Annotated in this window: 18 protein-coding genes; 10 read left to right on the forward strand and 8 right to left on the reverse strand. The window is 61.2% G+C overall.

From position 1 onward, the window contains the following. Positions 1-347: 347 nt before the first annotated feature. A complete protein-coding gene (locus BLU76_RS18450; RefSeq protein WP_003185312.1) occupies positions 348-554 on the forward strand; it encodes a hypothetical protein in 207 nt (68 codons plus the stop codon). A gap of 62 nt (positions 555-616) precedes the next feature. Here the strand turns inward: BLU76_RS18450 and BLU76_RS18455 are convergent, their stop codons facing one another. Next, positions 617-1,201, reverse strand: coding sequence for a YajG family lipoprotein (locus BLU76_RS18455; protein WP_003205489.1), 585 nt, complete (start codon positions 1,199-1,201; stop codon positions 617-619). A gap of 205 nt (positions 1,202-1,406) precedes the next feature. Here BLU76_RS18455 and BLU76_RS18460 point away from each other — a divergent pair, with 205 nt between their 5' ends. Continuing rightward, positions 1,407-1,640: a hypothetical protein gene (locus tag BLU76_RS18460; protein ID WP_092149544.1), complete on the forward strand. Its 234-nt coding sequence runs from the start codon at positions 1,407-1,409 to the stop codon at positions 1,638-1,640. A gap of 738 nt (positions 1,641-2,378) precedes the next feature. Next, on the forward strand, positions 2,379-3,884 hold the full coding sequence (gene mqo, locus BLU76_RS18465) for a malate dehydrogenase (quinone) (RefSeq protein ID WP_063324403.1): 1,506 nt from the start codon (positions 2,379-2,381) through the stop codon (positions 3,882-3,884). A 56-nt stretch (positions 3,885-3,940) separates the two neighbouring features. Here mqo and BLU76_RS18470 read toward each other — a convergent pair whose 3' ends face one another. The 3 genes from BLU76_RS18470 to BLU76_RS18480 form a co-directional block, all read right to left on the reverse strand. Next, positions 3,941-4,405 carry a hypothetical protein gene (locus BLU76_RS18470; RefSeq protein WP_063324402.1) on the reverse strand — a complete coding sequence of 155 codons (465 nt, stop codon included), beginning with the start codon at positions 4,403-4,405 and terminating at the stop codon, positions 3,941-3,943. Positions 4,406-4,593: 188 nt separating this feature from the next. Continuing rightward, positions 4,594-4,881, reverse strand: coding sequence for a PA4642 family protein (locus tag BLU76_RS18475; RefSeq protein ID WP_092149547.1), 288 nt, complete (start codon positions 4,879-4,881; stop codon positions 4,594-4,596). A 61-nt stretch (positions 4,882-4,942) separates the two neighbouring features. Beyond that, a complete protein-coding gene (locus BLU76_RS18480; RefSeq protein WP_092149550.1) occupies positions 4,943-5,428 on the reverse strand; it encodes a hypothetical protein in 486 nt (161 codons plus the stop codon). Positions 5,429-5,694: 266 nt separating this feature from the next. Here BLU76_RS18480 and dauA point away from each other — a divergent pair, with 266 nt between their 5' ends. Beyond that, positions 5,695-7,437: a C4-dicarboxylic acid transporter DauA gene (dauA, locus tag BLU76_RS18485; RefSeq protein WP_092223773.1), complete on the forward strand. Its 1,743-nt coding sequence runs from the start codon at positions 5,695-5,697 to the stop codon at positions 7,435-7,437. A gap of 126 nt (positions 7,438-7,563) precedes the next feature. Here dauA and BLU76_RS18490 read toward each other — a convergent pair whose 3' ends face one another. Both BLU76_RS18490 and BLU76_RS18495 read right to left on the reverse strand, forming a co-directional pair. Then, positions 7,564-8,037, reverse strand: coding sequence for a WbuC family cupin fold metalloprotein (locus BLU76_RS18490; RefSeq protein ID WP_092223774.1), 474 nt, complete (start codon positions 8,035-8,037; stop codon positions 7,564-7,566). 3 nt (positions 8,038-8,040) lie between these two features. Beyond that, positions 8,041-8,598 (reverse strand): hypoxanthine-guanine phosphoribosyltransferase, encoded by a 558-nt coding sequence (locus BLU76_RS18495; protein ID WP_053125250.1) that lies wholly within the window; start codon positions 8,596-8,598, stop codon positions 8,041-8,043. Between the two features lie 164 nt (positions 8,599-8,762). On the opposite strand from BLU76_RS18495, the gene upp reads away from it, so the two are divergent. Together upp and BLU76_RS18505 are read left to right on the forward strand one after the other, a co-directional pair. Then, the gene (gene upp, locus BLU76_RS18500) at positions 8,763-9,401 is read left to right on the forward strand and encodes a uracil phosphoribosyltransferase (protein ID WP_003185330.1); all 639 of its coding nucleotides are present in this window, start codon (positions 8,763-8,765) and stop codon (positions 9,399-9,401) included. Positions 9,402-9,403: 2 nt separating this feature from the next. Further along, positions 9,404-10,678 carry a uracil-xanthine permease family protein gene (locus BLU76_RS18505; RefSeq protein ID WP_092149559.1) on the forward strand — a complete coding sequence of 425 codons (1,275 nt, stop codon included), beginning with the start codon at positions 9,404-9,406 and terminating at the stop codon, positions 10,676-10,678. 119 nt (positions 10,679-10,797) lie between these two features. Here the strand turns inward: BLU76_RS18505 and hemH are convergent, their stop codons facing one another. Continuing rightward, the gene (gene hemH, locus BLU76_RS18510; protein WP_092223775.1) at positions 10,798-11,823 is read right to left on the reverse strand and encodes a ferrochelatase; all 1,026 of its coding nucleotides are present in this window, start codon (positions 11,821-11,823) and stop codon (positions 10,798-10,800) included. A gap of 13 nt (positions 11,824-11,836) precedes the next feature. After that, complete coding sequence (locus BLU76_RS18515) at positions 11,837-12,736, reverse strand: TIGR01777 family oxidoreductase (protein ID WP_092223779.1); 900 nt, start codon at positions 12,734-12,736, stop codon at positions 11,837-11,839. A 196-nt stretch (positions 12,737-12,932) separates the two neighbouring features. Here BLU76_RS18515 and BLU76_RS18520 point away from each other — a divergent pair, with 196 nt between their 5' ends. The 4 genes from BLU76_RS18520 (at position 12,933) to phrB (ending at position 17,465) form a co-directional block, all read left to right on the forward strand. After that, entirely contained in the window at positions 12,933-13,919 is a 987-nt protein-coding gene (locus BLU76_RS18520) for an NAD(P)/FAD-dependent oxidoreductase (RefSeq protein WP_092223780.1), read from the forward strand. 172 nt (positions 13,920-14,091) lie between these two features. Beyond that, entirely contained in the window at positions 14,092-15,054 is a 963-nt protein-coding gene (locus BLU76_RS18525) for a YbgA family protein (RefSeq protein WP_092223781.1), read from the forward strand. Further along, complete coding sequence (locus tag BLU76_RS18530; RefSeq protein WP_092223783.1) at positions 15,054-16,001, forward strand: MerR family transcriptional regulator; 948 nt, start codon at positions 15,054-15,056, stop codon at positions 15,999-16,001. Before BLU76_RS18525 ends, BLU76_RS18530 begins: the two co-directional genes overlap by 1 nt. 12 nt (positions 16,002-16,013) lie before the next feature. Continuing rightward, positions 16,014-17,465: a deoxyribodipyrimidine photo-lyase gene (gene phrB, locus BLU76_RS18535; RefSeq protein WP_063325223.1), complete on the forward strand. Its 1,452-nt coding sequence runs from the start codon at positions 16,014-16,016 to the stop codon at positions 17,463-17,465. Positions 17,466-17,497: the final 32 nt, after the last annotated feature.

A 17,497-nucleotide genomic window follows, 5' to 3' on the forward strand; every position in this document is an offset into this window, starting at 1 on the left:
AAAAACGGACAGGACACGTCCGTGGCCTACGAACAGGGCGCGGATTCTACCGAAAGCCTGCCGCCCTGCACCGTTTTTTCCGACCAGTAACGATCGGCTGGGATAATGACCTGGTGACTTCGTGGCGAGGGAGCTTGCTCCCGCTGGACTGCGCAGCAGTCCCAAAAAAAGCTTGCACGATTAACCTGACACACCGAGACGCTAGTCGGGGGCTGCTGCGCAGCCCAGCGGGAGCAAGCTCCCTCGCCACAGGCTCCGTAATCAATCCTCGGGGTAATTTCCCCCGTCACGGTTTCGTCATCTGATTAGGCCACTCTGTCGCCCTTCAAACCTGCCCGGAACCCCTCATGTTGCACGCCGAAAACCAGGATCGCCTCTATCTCATCAGCCCAAGCGACGAACAACAGAACCTCGTCGACAGCCTGTCCTTCAACGTGCAGGACCGACATTGGCTGGTGTATTGCGCCCTCGGCGGTCATCAACATGCCGACCTTCCAGAGACCGACCTGCTGACCGGGATCAGTGTGCTGGAATTCTATTCCCAGGCCGCCTGAGAACATCGCCCATAAAAAAACCCTGTGGGGCAAGCTCCCACAGGGGTTGTGAGGTTTGTTACTTATTCAGCCAGCACTTGCCCAATGGTCGGATCCTTGAACAGCCGGGTCAGGGCATCGCTCAAGACGTCGCTGACCAGCTTGGTGTTGGTGTCCTGGTTAGGCGCCATGCCGAAACGCTGGTCCAGGGAAGCACCGTAACGACCGCTGTAGCGGCGGTTGGCGTTCTGCACGTCGGAGCGGAAGGTCGCGCCGATGGTGGCTTCGGTCACGTACATGCCTTCCTTGGGCGACTGATACTTGAGCTCGGCCAGGGTTACGGTCAGTTGCGGTGCATTCAAGGCATTGGCGGTCGGCGTGAAGCCCAGCAAACGCACGGCAGCTTCAGCCTGGGCCTGCAGCTTGGGCAGGATCTGCGCGCCCTGCACCGTGATCACACTGGTCTCCGGATACAGCCCGCCACGGGTACCGAGCGTCGGCGACGGACGACCGTCCACCACTCGCACCACCACCGGCTGGCCACGACCCACAGGCGCCAGTTGGGCATTGAGCTTGGGCTCCGGGTTAAGTTGTTGCGGGCTGTGGGCGCAGCCGACGAGGGTCAGACTGGTCACAGCGATCAAACCGAACAACAGGCGTTGCAACATGCTCTTCTCTCCAGAATCGGGCACAAACAGGCCGGCAGTATAGCGGTGCGCCATCGCCGTGAACTAGCGTCGCACGATGAATACTGAAATGTCTGACACGGGCCGTGGTTGCCGGTTCCTGTCACCCCATTGTCACGGTCCTTACACCGGCATGTCATAGCCCGCTGTCAGGCTTGCCCCAAGCTCCCTGACCCGGTATCCGCTCATGCGCTTCCTTATTTCCCTGTTCACCCCTCGCCCTCATCACCGCAGCTTCGCCTTGCTCGATCGCAACGGCCATTGCCAGGCGTTCAAACAGTGCAGCCTGCAACCCATGGGCGAAGGCTGGGTGGAAATCGAAGAGATCCGTCTCAACTGGCTGCACCAGCCATTGCCCGCCAGCGCCCGCGTGCAACCGCTTCCTGCCCGCGCACGTAACCGGCAGCTGTTGACCATCTGACCGGACGGCTAATAAAAGTCATTAAACACGACCATTTCCCTGCGTTTCTTCGATACAATCTCCCCCCGATTATAAGGACGTCTCCTGATCGGGCCTCGCAACACCGCTGATGCGCTGGTATTGGCACCCCGCAACGCCCACAGAGAGCCGCCCACACAGATCGAGTGAAGCTGGCGCGCTTGCTGTTCCTCCAGGCAAATCACCACTTTTCGCGAATCTGCAGAGCTGTCATTACGCTCGGTCACTGAGCTGTCTGCCCGTTTTGCCTGTCATGTACTACATGGGGGCAACCAAACCGGGCGCAGTGCCAGGCTGGGACAGCCCTTTTTTGAGGTTCACGTCTTCAAAAGAGCGTGAAAAAACGGGTTTTCACAACTTCACGAGAGTGTGGCGAGCAAATGAAGAGTTTTGCGTCTGAACAAGCACCATTAGCGTCTGAAACAGCCCAACGACACAGGACCGGATATCGCTCAAGAACCGGCGCCTGAAGCCTGTCCGCTACGGATTTGGTTGCACGAACGGATGTCTCGGCCATAAGTCGAATTGCCTGCCCGGCGCTTAAATGAGTTCATGTGACTCTTGAGGCCAGGCTGCATGCATCCGCAGTAGGTGCGAAAAATTGCGAAGATTCGGACATGGCGATCCTGGCCATGGATAACTGGGGCGCAACTGACCTGCCCCGCCACTCCTGGCCGCTATGCCGACAATTTGGTGCTGCAGATTTTGGAGACGCGTTAAATGGCGCATAACGAAGCAGTCGATGTAGTTCTGGTAGGGGCCGGCATCATGAGTGCCACCCTGGCCGTACTGCTCAAGGAGCTCGACCCCGCGATCTCGCTGGAAGTCGTCGAGCTGATGGATTCCGGTGCCGCGGAGAGTTCCAACCCGTGGAACAACGCCGGCACCGGTCACGCCGGGCTGTGTGAGCTCAATTACACGCCCCAGGCAGCCGACGGCAATGTCGACATCAAGAAAGCCGTGCACATCAACACCCAGTTCGAGGTGTCGAAGCAGTTCTGGACGTACCTGACCAAAAAAGGCACGTTCGGCTCCTCCAAGTCCTTCATCGCCCCGGTGCCACACCTGAGCTTCGTGCAAGGCGAGAAAGGCGTGTCGTTCCTGAAGAAGCGCTTCGAGCTGATGCGCCAGCATCACGCCTTCGCCGACATGGAATACACCGAGGACAAGGCCCGGATGGCCGAGTGGATGCCGCTGATGATGCCTGGCCGGCCGGCCGATGAGGTCATCGCCGCCACTCGCGTCATGAACGGCACCGACGTCAACTTCGGCGCCCTGACCAACCAGCTGCTCAAACACCTGACCAGCGCCCCGGACACTCAGGTCAAATACTGCAAGCGCGTCACCGGTCTCAAGCGCAACGGCAGTGGCTGGACCGTGAGCATCAAGGACGTCAATTCCGGCAGCAGCCGCGATGTCGACGCCAAGTTCGTGTTCCTCGGTGCCGGCGGTGCGGCGTTGCCGCTGCTGCAAGCCTCGGGCATCGAGGAAAGCAAGGGCTTCGGCGGCTTCCCGGTCAGTGGCCAGTGGCTGCGTTGCGACAACCCGGAAGTGGTCAAGCACCACCAGGCCAAGGTCTACAGCCAGGCCGCCGTGGGCTCGCCGCCGATGTCGGTGCCGCACCTGGACACCCGTGTAGTCGATGGCAAAAAATCCCTGCTGTTCGGGCCATACGCCGGTTTCACCACCAAGTTCCTCAAGCACGGTTCGATCATGGACCTGCCGCTGTCGGTACGTGCCGGCAACATCGGCCCGATGCTGGCCGTGGCCCGGGACAACATGGACCTGACCAAGTACCTGATCAGCGAAGTGATGCAGTCCATGGAACAGCGCCTGGAATCCCTGCGTCGTTTCTACCCCGAGGCGAAAGCCGAGGACTGGCGCCTGGAAGTGGCCGGCCAGCGGGTGCAGATCATCAAGAAAGACCCGAAGAAAGGTGGCGTCCTGCAGTTCGGCACCGAACTGGTGGCGGCCAAGGACGGCAGCCTCGCCGCCCTGCTCGGCGCATCGCCGGGTGCTTCGGTGACCGTGTCGATCATGCTGGAACTGATCGAGCGCTGCTTCCCGGACAAAGCCAAGGGCGAGTGGGCTGCCAAGCTCGCAGAGATCTTCCCGGCCCGGGAAAAAGTGTTGGAAACCGACGCGGCGCTGTATCGAAAAATCAACGCGCAGAACAACATTGCGTTGGAGTTGGTTGAAGACAGCAAGGCTCAAAGTTACGCCTGATACTGTGTACTGATAAAAAGCCTCCCGTGCAAACAGGAGGCTTTTTATTACCCGTATTATGACTTCATACTGAACTTGACGCGTGTTCCGCCATGACGAACATAATCATCGTCATCTTCAACCTCTAGTAACTCCGCAACACAGGCACCTGCCGGTTTCGCTTCAACCCAGCGACGATAAGGCATTGTCTGTCCGTCACTCACCGGCACGCCAGGAATATGCCCGAAACTGAAATGGCAGGTGCGGTTTCCTTGGGTGTAGGTAAATGACTCCCGCTCGGCACGCGCCTGGGGCAGATAATAGGTTAGCTCCTGGCGTTCCCCAGGACTTATCGAAAAGCTGTGGCCCGCATTTTCCGGGGCCAGAGACCACGTGAAATCGCTACCCGGCACAATGACCGCTGACGTTGCGTTGAATATTTCCACATTGACGATCTCATCGAACGCATTGGAAACCGAACTTGCCAGACAGCCGATCAGGGCCAATAAACACCCGGCGATACATTTACCTTTATCTTCCATGATAAATAAAACTCCATTTAGCGATTGAAATGAAACCCCTTGGTTTCAACCCAAAAGTAATGGAAATCCAGATAAAACAAAACAGCCCGAATGGTGACATAACCTTTCGGGCTTAGTTGAGTACGTCATGAAATACTGATGCAGACATTCAAACGCCGCGGCGGCCCGCGGACATGACATTAACGCGATCAGCCACGCGCCTTATTGATCAGTTCAATGTATTCCTCGGCGTTACGCTGGTCCTGGATCAACGCCACGAAATCCTTGCCTTGCTCATCCTTGCCATTAAGGTCGTAACCGGCCTCGACGAAAAACGTCAGGAACCGCTCGAAGTCATCGACCCGCAGCCCACGGTAGGCCTTGATCAGTTTGTGCAGCGACGGCGACGTGGCATCGACCGGTTCGAAATTGAGGAACAGCTTGACCTGTTCATCGCCAATCTCGTCGCCAATCACTTGTTTCTTGTCTTTACGCATTGCCGGCTCCAGCTCGCACAGTTCACGGGGCGGGCAGTTTACCCCCGGCAGGCCTCGCGGCTCAACGCGGGCGTTCGGCACCGGTGTGCAGGTCGGCCCAGATATGACCGTTGGCGTAGGTGAGAAACTGCACATAGACCGTGTTGTTGCGCAGCAGATCGATGACCACCCGGTATTGAGCCTGAGGATAAGACAGCGTCAGGGTCTTGCTCGCCTCGTCGAAAACCGGTTTCTTCAGGCTTTTGCTTTCGCCGTCGAAGTTAAGGATCACCTGGCTGAGGGTCGCGCCCTTGTTCATCGGCTTGCCCTTGAGACGGACCAGCAAGGGCGAAGTGACCGGAATCGGTTGCTGGTTGGACTGACGCTGGTTACCCAGCACCACCGAATACTCGGTCACTTGCAGCAACTGCTGCTGTTCAGGCTGCTCCTGGCGCACCACCAGGTCATCAGGCGGCAGGAACTGGCTGTGCATCGGTGCGGCCACGGCCGCCAAGGGCAGGCTGGAGATCAACAGCAAAGTAGCGCTACGGCGGATCGATACACGCATGACAAGCTCCGGGGTCTTGGCCGAGCACTCTAGCATGAGCCTGGATGGTAAAAATAACGATCCAGATCAATACATCCGCGCAACGAGCACGGCATACTCAAAGAGCCATCAGCCCCGGCCTACCGGCGCATGCCTTTGTGGCGAGGGAGCTTGCTCCCGCTGGGTGGCGCAGCCGCCCCATAATATTGCGAGCGCTACGCACTCGAGCGGGAGCAAGCTCCCTCGCCACAAGGCCAGTGCCAGTGTCCCCCTTGCGAGGAGTATTCATGTCTTTCTCCGCCCCACCGTTGTTTGCCGCCTGGCGCCAGGCCTGGCGCGCCGGTTACACCCTGGAGCGCCTGCGTGGCGACCTGGTGGCCGGGCTGACCGTCGGCATCATCGCCATCCCACTGGCCATGGCCCTGGCGATTGCCGTTGGCGTGCCGCCGCAACATGGCTTGTACACGGTGTTGGTGGCCGCGCCCTTGATCGCCCTCACCGGCGGCTCACGCTTTAACGTCAGCGGGCCGACGGCGGCATTCGTGGTAATCCTGCTGCCCATCACGCAACAGCACGGCCTGGGCGGCCTGTTGTTGTGCACCATGCTCGCTGGTCTGATCTTGATCACCCTGGGCCTGATGCGCGCCGGACGGCTGATCCAATACATCCCCTACCCGGTGATTCTCGGCTTTACCGCCGGGATCGGCGTGGTCATCGCCACCTTGCAACTGAAGGATCTGCTGGGGTTGACCACCGTCGGGCAAGCCAAGCACTACATCGAACAGTTGGGCGAACTGATCGTGGCGCTGCCCAGTGCCCGGCTCGGCGATGGCATCATCGGCGTCACGTGCCTGGCGGTGCTGTTTGCCTGGCCACGCTGGGTACCGCGGGTTCCCGGGCATTTGGTTGCCTTGCTGGTCGGGGCGCTATTGGGACTGGCGCTGGAGCGCGGCGGTTTGCCGGTGGCGACATTGGGTGAGCGTTTCAGCTACATGGTCGATGGCATCAGCCACCCCGGTATCCCGCCGTTTTTACCGAGCTTCGAGTGGCCATGGAACCTGCCAGATGGCCAGGGGCATCCCTTGACGCTTTCCTATGATCTGATCCGCCAATTGCTGGGCCCGGCCTTCGCCATTGCCATGCTTGGCGCCATCGAATCGCTGCTGTGCGCCGTGGTGGCGGATGGCATGACCGGCAGCAAGCATGACCCCAACGCCGAGCTGATCGGCCAAGGCCTGGGCAACCTCGTGGCGCCGCTGTTCGGCGGTATCACCGCCACGGCGGCCATTGCCCGCAGCGCGACCAATGTGCGCAGCGGCGCCTCTTCACCGCTGGCCGCGATCATTCACAGCCTTGTGGTGCTGCTGGCGATGGTGTTGCTGGCGCCCCTGTTCAGCTACCTGCCCATGGCAGCCCTGGCGGCGCTACTGGTGATAGTGGCCTGGAACATGAGCGAAGCCGGACACGTGTTGCATACCTTGCGCATCGCCCCGCGCAGCGACGTACTGGTGCTGCTGACCTGCCTTAGCCTGACCGTGCTGTTCGACATGGTCATGGCCGTCGCCGTCGGCCTGCTGCTGGCCGCCGGGCTGTTCATCAAGCGCATGAGCGAACTGACCGACAGCACCGAACTGCCTCGCCACTTTCACCAGGCCCTGCTGGGCATGCCCGAGCATGTGCGCTGCTACGCAATTCGTGGGCCGCTGTTCTTCGGTGCGGCAGAAAAAGCCCTGGACGTGCTGCGCAAGTTCGATCCGGGGGTGCGCGTGGTGGTGGTGGAAATGAGCGCCGTGCCCATGCTGGACATGACCGCGCTGGCTGCGTTTGAAAACATCCTGAAGGATTACCGCAAGCAGGGCATCGGCCTGATCCTGGTCGCGACGGCGCCCAGGGTGCGCCTGAAGCTGCGCCGCGCCGGTATTCATCGCGAGCAGCGGCAATTGGCGTATGTGCAGACCCTGGAGCAGGCGCGGGTCAAGAGCGAGCAGTGGTTGGCCAGCGGCAGCACCGCTCAGCCACGACTTGCTTGAACTGTGGCGAGGGAGTTTGCTCCCGCTGGGCTGCGCAGCAGCCCCAATTGCAGGTGGGTGCTACGCACCCAAGCGGGAGCAAGCTCCCTCGCCACAAAAGCTCCGTGCCGACGACTGATTCGGTGCTCAGTCGAACTGGGCACGCATCCAGGCCCGGTACTCGGCGGCGCCTGGCTCGCCTTCACGGGGCGCCCAGTGGGCCAGTTCGCCCTCGCCCACGGGGCGGTAGGGGCCGGCTTTGCATTCGAACATCAGGCTGTCGGCTTCCAGCACCACCAATCCGTGATACACGCCGGCCGGCAGGTCGACGCCGAGGCAATCGCCACCGGCCTGCAGGATGCGCTTGTCCACCACCGCGCCGGCTTCATCGAAGATCAATACCCCCAGCCGGCCCTTGAGCACCAGCAAGGTTTCGGCCTTGTCGGCGCTCAGATGGCGGTGCGGCGGGATGTAGGTCGAAGGCTGCAAGCCCACCGCCATGCGGTGGCACGGCTCATCCATTTCGTGGAAGTTATGGTGCTGCCGTCCGCGAGGGCTGGCCGCGGCTTTTTCGGCCAATCCATCGAACAGTGCATGATCCAGAAAGCTTGGCCGGGTCATCGACTACATTCCCTTGACGGCGAAAATGCCATTGGCGTTGCGCCAGTAACCTTTGTAGTCCATGCCGTAGCCGAAGATGTAGCGGTCGATGCACGGCAAGCCGACGAAATCGGCTTTCAAGTCCGGACGGGCCTTGCGGTCGTGGTCCTTGTCGATCAGCACGGCGGTGTGCACGGCGCGGGCACCGGCGTGTTTGCAGAAGTCGATGATGGCGCCCAGGGTGTGACCTTCGTCGAGGATGTCGTCGATGATCAGCACGTCGCGGTCGATGAACGAGACTTCCGGCTTGGCCTTCCAGAACAAGTCACCGCCGCTGGTTTCGTTGCGATAACGGGTGGCGTGCAGGTAGGACGCTTCCAATGGGAAGTTCAGATAGGTCAGCAGCTTGCCGGAAAAAATCAGCCCGCCGTTCATGACGCAGAACACCACCGGATTGGCATCGGCCAGCTGTTCATTGATTTGCGCACCGACACGGGCGATGGCCGCTTCGACTTCGGCTTCGGTGTACAGGCAGTCAGCCTCTCGCATGATTTGACGGATATGCTCGAGATCAGCGGACATGGCGCTCTCCAGGGGTGGCAGGGTTCGGAAAAGCCGGCAAAGGTACGCATCCCGCCCGGCCAGATCAAGCGTTTGTGGACTAACGTTCTGTATTGTCTATAGGACAACACCCTCGGATAGATTAATCTAGGCCGGTTTTTTTGCCCGCCGCCGGAGCCTTCCCCATGCCCATCCTCGAGATCCGCCATCCGCTGATCAGACACAAACTCGGCCTGATGCGCCGCGCCGATATCAGCACGAAGAACTTCCGTGAACTCGCCCAGGAAGTCGGTGCCCTGCTCACCTACGAGGCCACCAAGGACCTGCCGCTGGAGTCCTATGAAATCGACGGCTGGGCCGGTACGGTCCAGGTCGAGAAGATCGCCGGCAAGAAGATCACCGTGGTGCCGATCCTGCGCGCCGGCATCGGCATGCTCGAGGGCGTACTGAGCCTGATTCCAGGGGCCAAAGTCAGCGCCGTGGGTGTGGCTCGCAACGAGCAGACCCTGCAGGCGCACACCTATCTGGAAAAACTGGTGCCGGAAATCGACGAGCGCCTGGCGATGATCATCGACCCGATGCTCGCCACCGGCAGCTCCATGGTCGCCACCATCGACCTGTTGAAAAAAGCCGGTTGCCGGGACATCCGCGCCATGGTGCTGGTCGCCGCGCCCGAAGGCATCAAGGCCGTGCAGGACGCCCACCCGGACGTGACCATCTACACCGCGTCCATTGACCAGAAACTCAACGAGCACGGCTACATCATCCCGGGCTTGGGCGATGCCGGCGACAAGATCTTCGGCACCAAGCAGAAGGACGCTTGAGCATGCAGGATGAGTTCAACGATCCGCTCTGGCGCCAGGTGCTGTCCGGCGCGCAGATGCTGTTCGTCGCCTTCGGCGCGCTGGTACTGATGCCGCTGATCACCGGGCTGGACCCTAACGTGGCGCTGTTCACGGCCGGCCTGGGAACGATCCTGTTCCAAATCGTCACCGGGCGCCAGGTGCCAGTGTTCCTGGCTTCGAGCTTTGCCTTCATCACGCCGATCATCCTCGCCAAGGGCCAGTTCGGCCTGGCCGCGACCATGGGCGGCGTGATGGCGGCAGGTTTCGTCTACACCTTCCTGGGCCTGGCGGTGAAGATCAAGGGCACCGGGTTCATCGACCGGCTGCTGCCGCCGGTAGTGATTGGCCCGGTGATCATCTCCATCGGCCTGGCCATGGCGCCGATTGCCGCCAACATGGCGATGGGCAAGGCCGGCGACGGCACCGAGCTGATTCATTATCAGACCGCGATGATGATCTCGATGCCGGCGCTGCTCACCACCCTGATCGTGGCGGTGTTCGGCAAAGGCATTTTCCGCCTGGTGCCGATCATTTCCGGCGTGCTGGTGGGCTTTGCCATGGCGTTTTTCTTCGGCGTCGTGGACACCGCGAAAATCGCCGCCGCGCCGTGGTTCGCCCTGCCGGCCTTCACCGCACCGGAGTTCAATTGGCAGGCGATCCTGTTCATCGTCCCGGTGGCGCTGGCGCCGGCCATCGAGCACATCGGCGGCGTGATTGCCGTGGGCAGCGTGACCGGTCGCGACTACCTGAAAAAACCCGGCCTGCACCGCACACTGCTCGGTGACGGCATTGCCACCACCGCCGCCGGCCTGTTCGGCGGCCCGCCCAACACCACCTATGCCGAGGTGACTGGCGCGGTGATGCTGACCAAGAACTACAACCCGAAGATCATGACCTGGGCGGCGATCTTTGCCATCAGCCTGGCATTCATCGGCAAGTTCGGTGCGCTGCTGCAAAGCATTCCGGTGCCGGTGATGGGCGGGATTCTGTGCCTGTTGTTCGGTTCGATTGCGGCAGTGGGCATGAACACCTTGATCCGCCACAAGATCGACCTGGGCGAGGCGCGCAACCTGGTGATCGTTTCGGTCACGCTGGTGTTCGGCATCGGTGGTGTGCTGGTGGGCACCGGCACTGGGCCGGACGATTTCGGCCTCAAAGGCATCGCGTTGTGCGCGGTGGTGGCAATCGCGCTGAACCTGCTGCTGCCGGGCAATGACAGTTGGAAGCACAAGAAGGCGGATGAGCCGCTGCTATAAATCAGCCTGCTCTTCTATTGTGGCGAGGGAGCTTGCTCCCGCTGGACTGCGAAGCAGTCCCGCTGTTGTGGGCGCTTCGCACCCAAGCGGGAGCAAGCTCCCTCGCCACAGGTTTTGTATTACAGCGCGATCGGCGCCCGCTCACACAGCGTGCTCAACGCCTTGGCCCACTGCGGCTCATCATTGAGGCAAGGCACCAGCACCAACTCCTCCCCTCCGGCCTCACGGAACTGCTCGCGCCCGCGATCACCGATTTCTTCCAGGGTCTCGATGCAGTCGGCAACGAACGCCGGGCACATCACCAGCACCTTCTTCACGCCACTTTTAGCCAACTCTTCCAGGCGTGCTTCAGTGTAAGGCTCGATCCACTTGGCACGGCCCAGTCGCGATTGGAACGATACCGACCAACTACCATCCGCCAGCCCCATCTGCTCGGCAAACAGTTGCGCGGTGCGAATGCACTGGGCGCGGTAACAGGTCGCCATGACCTCCGGCGGCGCGTTCTTGCAGCAGTCGGCGTCTTTGAAGCAATGAAAGCCCGTTGGGTCGAGCTTGGTCAGGTGCCGCTCCGGCAAACCATGGAAACTCAACAACAGGTGATCGTGTTCCTGCATCAGGTACGGCTTGGCGCTGGCCACAAGGGCGTCAACGTATTCGGGCTGATCGTAGAAGGGCTGGAGAATCGAGAACTGCACATCGAGTCTCTTTTCCCGCACGACCCGCTTGGCCTCTTCGATCACCGTGGTCACGGTGCTGTCGGCGAACTGCGGATACAACGGCGCCAACGTGATCTTCTTGTGACCCTGGCTCGCCAGCCGCACCAACGCCGACTCAATGGACGGCTCGCCATAACGCATTGCCAGTTCTACCGGTCCCTGGGTCCACTGCGCGGTCATGGCCTGTTGCAGCCGGCGGCTGAGCACCACCAACGGCGAACCCTCCTCCCACCAGATCGAGGCATAGGCATGGGCCGACTGCTCGGGACGCTTGATCAGGATCAGCGACACCAGCAAGCGCCGCACGGGCCATGGCAAGTCGATGACATAAGGATCCATCAGGAATTGATTGAGGTAGCGGCGCACATCGGCCACCGAAGTGGAGGCAGGCGAACCCAGATTCACCAGAAGCAACGCGTGATCGGTCATGCAACGTCCTATTTCAAAGGCGGCCGGACAAGTCTTCCAAGGCCGCGGGCAAATCAGTGAACCGGAATGTGAAACCCGCCGCCTGCAATCGGGCCGGCGTGGCGCGCTGGCCGCCGAGCAACAGCAAGGACAGTTCCCCCAGCGCGACTTTCAACGCAAGCTCCGGCATCGGCACCACGGCTGGCCGATGCAATACATGCCCCAGGGCCTTGGCAAAATTGCGGTTGCGCACCGGGTTCGGAGCGCACGCATTATAAGGACCGCTGGCATCAAAGCGGTGCAGAAGAAAATCAATCAGGGCGATTTGATCGTCAATATGAATCCACGGCATCCACTGCCGACCATTGCCGATACGCCCGCCCAGCGCCAGCTTGAACGGCAGCCGCAGCCGCGACAAAAAGCCGCCCTCGGCAGACAGGACCAGGCCGGTACGAACCAGCACCACGCGTATGCCCAACGCCTCGGCCCGTTGCGCGGTTTCTTCCCAGGCGATACACAACTGACTGGCGAAATCTTCACTCACCGGCCCCGACTCCTCAGTCAACTCACGCTCGCCACCGTCGCCATACCAGCCCACCGCGGAACCGGAAATCAACACCTGCGGTTTCTGCTCGCAACGCTCCAGCCACGCTAGCAAAACTTCCGTCAGCGTGATGCGACTGCTCCACAACAACATCTTGCGCTTGTGACTCCAGGGCCGGTCGGCAATCGGCGCTCCCGCGAGGTTGACCACTGCGTCCACCGGCTCGACAACTTCATCGAGCCTGGCAACGCCTCGTACATCTGCCCCACAGATTTTCGCCACCTCTTCGGGCCGGCGACTCCATACCGTCAAGCGATGTCCCTGCCCCAACCAGAGGCGGCAGAGCTGACGTCCGATCAAACCAGTACCGCCGGTCAGCAATATGTGCATGAGATGTTCCTCGTATCGCGTTTTACCCGGCCCATTAGTCTATTTTTATAAGCAGGGATTTTTCGTATCGGACAGGGTCTGTGTTTAACAATAGGACAAGCTGTCCAAACGCGAACGGTAAAACTTATACCAAAAACCCGAATTGTACAGGTTTAAACGACGGCGTAGTCTGTACAGAAAGGTAAACGAGGCCCTCATGACTGTACCTATCGCAATCATCGGCACCGGCATCGCCGGACTTTCAGCCGCCCAGGCCCTGACGGAGGCCGGGCATATCGTTCAACTCTTCGATAAAAGCCACGGCAGCGGCGGACGCATGTCGAGCAAACGCAGCGACGTCGGCGCATTGGACATGGGCGCGCAATACTTCACCGCCCGTGATCGCCGCTTTGTCACGGAGGTCCAGCGCTGGCAAACCAACGGCTGGGCCGCGGAATGGAACCCGCAGCTCTACAACTTCCAGAACGGACAACTGACCCCATCGCCGGACGAGCAGACCCGTTGGGTCGGCACGCCGCGCATGAGCGCCATCAGCCGCGCCTTGCTCGACAAGTTGCAGGTGCAGTTTTCCTGCCGGATCACCGAGGTGTACCGCGGCCAGGAACACTGGCATTTGCAGGACGCCGAAGGTTTCACCCACGGCCCCTTCGGCCAGGTGGTGATCGCCACGCCCGCGCCCCAGGCCACCGCGTTGCTGGCGGCCGTACCGAAGCTGGCCGCAGTGGCCGCCGGCGTGAAGATGGACCCGACCTGGGCCGTGGCGCTGGCCTTCGAAACACCGCTGGATACGCCCATGGAAGGCTGCTTCGTACAGGACAGCCCCCTGGATTGGCTGGCGCGCAACCGCAGCAAGCCGGGACGCGACAACACGCTCGACACCTGGGTACTGCACGCCACCAGCGACTGGAGCCGGCAGCACATCGACCTGTCCAAGGAAGCGGTGATCGAACATCTGCACGGCGCCTTCGCCGAACTGCTGCACAGCGCGATGCCCGCACCGAGCTTCAGCGTGGCCCATCGCTGGCTCTACGCCCGCCCCGCCGGCAACCACGAATGGGGCGCCTTGGCCGATGCCGACCTGGGCCTGTATGTGTGCGGCGACTGGTGCCTGTCCGGCCGGGTCGAAGGCGCATGGCTCAGCGGCCAGGAGGCCGCACGCCGCCTGCACGCAAGCCTGCAGTAAGCGCATCACCCATCGATATTCGCTGCTGTCGAAAGAGACAGCAGCCTGCCTGCGACACAGATTGACGTCGCCTCGCCACACAATCCGGTTGACTTGTGCACGTTCGGACCTATGATGAAAATATTGTACAGAAATACAAATCTGTACAAGATTTAGCAATCAGAGGTCGCCTATGTCCAGCACAGCCATCGCCAAACCCAGAATCGCCATCAGCGCCTGCCTGATGGGGGCTGAAGTTCGCTTTAACGGCGGGCACAAGCAATCGCAGTTGTGCAGCCGCACCCTCGTCGACTATTTCGATTTCGTGCCGGTGTGCCCCGAAGTCGCCATCGGCCTGGGTATCCCCCGGGAGCCGATTCGCCTGGTGGGCGACCCCAAACATCCCGAGGCGCTCGGCACGGTGAATCGCGAGCTCAACGCGACCCGGCCACTGGCCGACTACGCAAAGCAAATGGCTGGGGAACTGGATGACATCTGCGGCTATATCTTCATGCAGAAATCGCCGTCCTGCGGACTGGAGCGGGTCAAGGTTTATGACCACAACGGCGTGACCCAGGACGGCGGCGGCCGCGGGATCTATGCCCAGGCCTTCTGCGAACGCCACCCCGACCTGCCGGTGGAGGAAGACGGTCGCCTCAACGACCCGGTGCTGCGCGAGAACTTCCTGACCCGGGTGTTCGCCTATGCCGCCTGGCAACCTTTGCGTCGCGACGGACTGAGCCGTCGCGACCTGATCGAATTCCACTCGCGCTACAAATACCTGCTGATGGCCCACAACCCAGTGCAATACAAGGCCCTGGGCAATTTGCTGGGCAACATGGGCAAGGCCGACCCCAATGAGTTGGGCCCACGCTATTTCAGCGCATTGATGGCCGCCTTGAAGAAATGCGCCACCCGTCGCACCCACACCAACGTGCTGCAACACCTGAGCGGTTACCTCAAGCGCGTCATCGACGCCGATGACAAACAGGAAGTACAGCATCTGATCGGGCAATATCGCCTCGGCATCGTGCCCTTGGTGGTGCCACTGACGTTGCTCAAGCATCACCTGCGCCAGCACCCCGATCCTTACCTGACGCAGCAGGTCTACCTGCAACCACACCCGGAAAACCTCAGCTTGCGAAACGCTATTTGATGAAGAACGAACCCGACTCCAGCGCCAGCGAAGACCTGGGGGCCGACTTTGCCAAGGCCTTGGCGCAAGGCTGGCTGCCCATACGCGAGGTCGCCCGGCAAACCGGTGTCAACGCCGTCACGCTGCGAGCCTGGGAACGCCGTTATGGCCTGATCGTGCCGCACCGTACCCCCAAGGGCCACCGACTGTTCAATGCCGACCATGTGCAACGGATCCTGAGCATTCTCACCTGGATCGACCGTGGCGTTGCGGTGAGCAAGATCAAGCCTTTGCTGGACACACCGCAGCCACCGACCGAACCCACACAGGTACCGGAGAATGACTGGCAGCGCCAGCGCCACGCCTTGGTGCTGGCGGTGACGCAACTGGCCGAGCGCCAGATCGATGACCTGGTCAACCAGGCGATGGCGCTGTACCCACCCTGGACCGTGTGCGAGCAGTTGCTCTTGCCGTTGCTGGCCGAGTTGCACCTGCGCTGGCAAGGCCAGTTCGGTGCGCAGCTGGAACGGGTCTTCCTGTACTCGTGGCTGCGCAGCAAGTTCGGCAGCCGGATCTACCACAACAACCGTCAGTTGCGCGGCGCGCCACTGTTGCTGGTCAATCATTCGGACTCGCCCCAGGAGCCGCACTTATGGCTCACCGCCTGGCTGGCCAGCAGCGCCGACTGCCCGGTGGAAGTGTTCGACGGCCCTCTACCGGCCGGCGAACTGGCCCTGGCGGTCGAGCGCCTCAAGGCCCGCGGCGTCCTGCTGTATTCCAGTCACGCACTCAACCTGTCCCAACTGCCCAGGCTGCTGGGCGGAATCGATTGCCCGATCGTCATTGCCGGCCCGGCTGCGTCGATCCACCAAGCCAGGTTATCCACAGGCGTGTCGATGATTGACGTGTCCTGGGCCGAAGACCCGTTATCGGCTCACCGCGAACTGAGTCGTCGAGAACTCCTTTAGATGGAAGACAGCATGCAACTGATCTGGCTGCGCAGCGACTTGCGCCTACACGACAACACCGCCCTCACGGCGGCCGCAGCCCAAGGCCCCTGCGTGGCGGTGTACCTGACCAGCCCCGAACAATGGCGCGCCCATGACGACGCACCGTGCAAGATCGATTTCTGGTTGCGCAACCTCAGCGCGTTGAGTGCGGCCCTGGCCGAATTGAACATCCCATTGCTGATCCGCGCCGCTGCGCATTGGCACCAGGCACCGCAGGTACTGCTCAAGCTGTGTCGCGAACTGAACGTCGACGCCGTGCATGTCAACGAAGAGTACGGCCTGAATGAAACACGACGCGACGCCGAAGTCGCCCGCACGCTGAATGACCAGGGCGTTGAATTTCACAGCCACCTCGATCAATTACTGTTCAAGCCCGGCAGCGTGCTGACCAAGACCGGCAATTATTTCCAAGTGTTCAGTCAGTTCCGCAAAGTCTGCTACAGCCGTCTGCACCTCTCATTGCCGAGCCTGGTCGCCACGCCGGCCCGGCAGGCCTCCACCGGCATTGCCCGCGACCCGGTGCCGACACAAGTCGATGGCTTCGCCCCGCCCAGCGAAGCGCTACGAGCCCTCTGGCCCGCCGGGGAAACCGAAGCCCGTCGGCGCCTGGACACCTTCGTCGACCAGCACATCGACGATTACCAAGGTGAACGGGATTACCCCGCCAGGCCCGGCACCAGCCAGCTCTCGGCCTATCTGGTGGCCGGCGTGGTGTCGCCGCGCCAGTGCCTGCACGCCGCGCTGCAAGCCAACCAAGGTGAATTCGAGAGCGGAAATGCCGGCGCTGTGACCTGGATCAATGAATTGCTCTGGCGCGAGTTTTATAAACACATTCTAGTGGGCTATCCACGCGTGTCGCGCCATCGTGCGTTTCGCCCCGAAACCGAGGCGTTGGCATGGCGCAAGGCCCCCGCAGAATTGGAAGCCTGGAAGCAAGCACGCACCGGCCTACCGATTATCGATGCAGCCATGCGTCAAATGCTGGAGACCGGTTGGATGCACAACCGCTTGCGGATGGTCGTAGCCATGTTCCTGACCAAGAACCTGTTGATCGATTGGCGCGAAGGCGAGCGCTTTTTCATGCAGCACCTGATCGACGGCGACCTCGCCGCCAACAATGGCGGCTGGCAATGGAGCGCCTCCACCGGCACCGACTCGGCGCCCTGGTTCCGCATCTTCAATCCGTTGAGCCAGTCGGAAAAATTTGACCGCGAGGGCTTGTTCATCAAGCACTGGTTACCTGAACTGAACGATCTGGACAGGCAACAGGTCCATAGCCCAAATACCCAGGGCGGCTTGTTTGGCGCCGTGGATTATCCGGCACCGATTGTCGACTTGAGCCAATCCAGGGCGCGTGCGCTGGCAGCGTTCAGAAACCTGCCAGCGCGACAGGATGCAGCCGTTGAAGGGATGGGCGATTAGCGAACACGAAATTGCCGGTCTAGGGGATGCAT

Origin of the sequence: Pseudomonas sp. NFACC08-1, assembly GCF_900106735.1 — a bacterium.
GTDB lineage: Bacteria > Pseudomonadota > Gammaproteobacteria > Pseudomonadales > Pseudomonadaceae > Aquipseudomonas > Aquipseudomonas fluorescens_Q.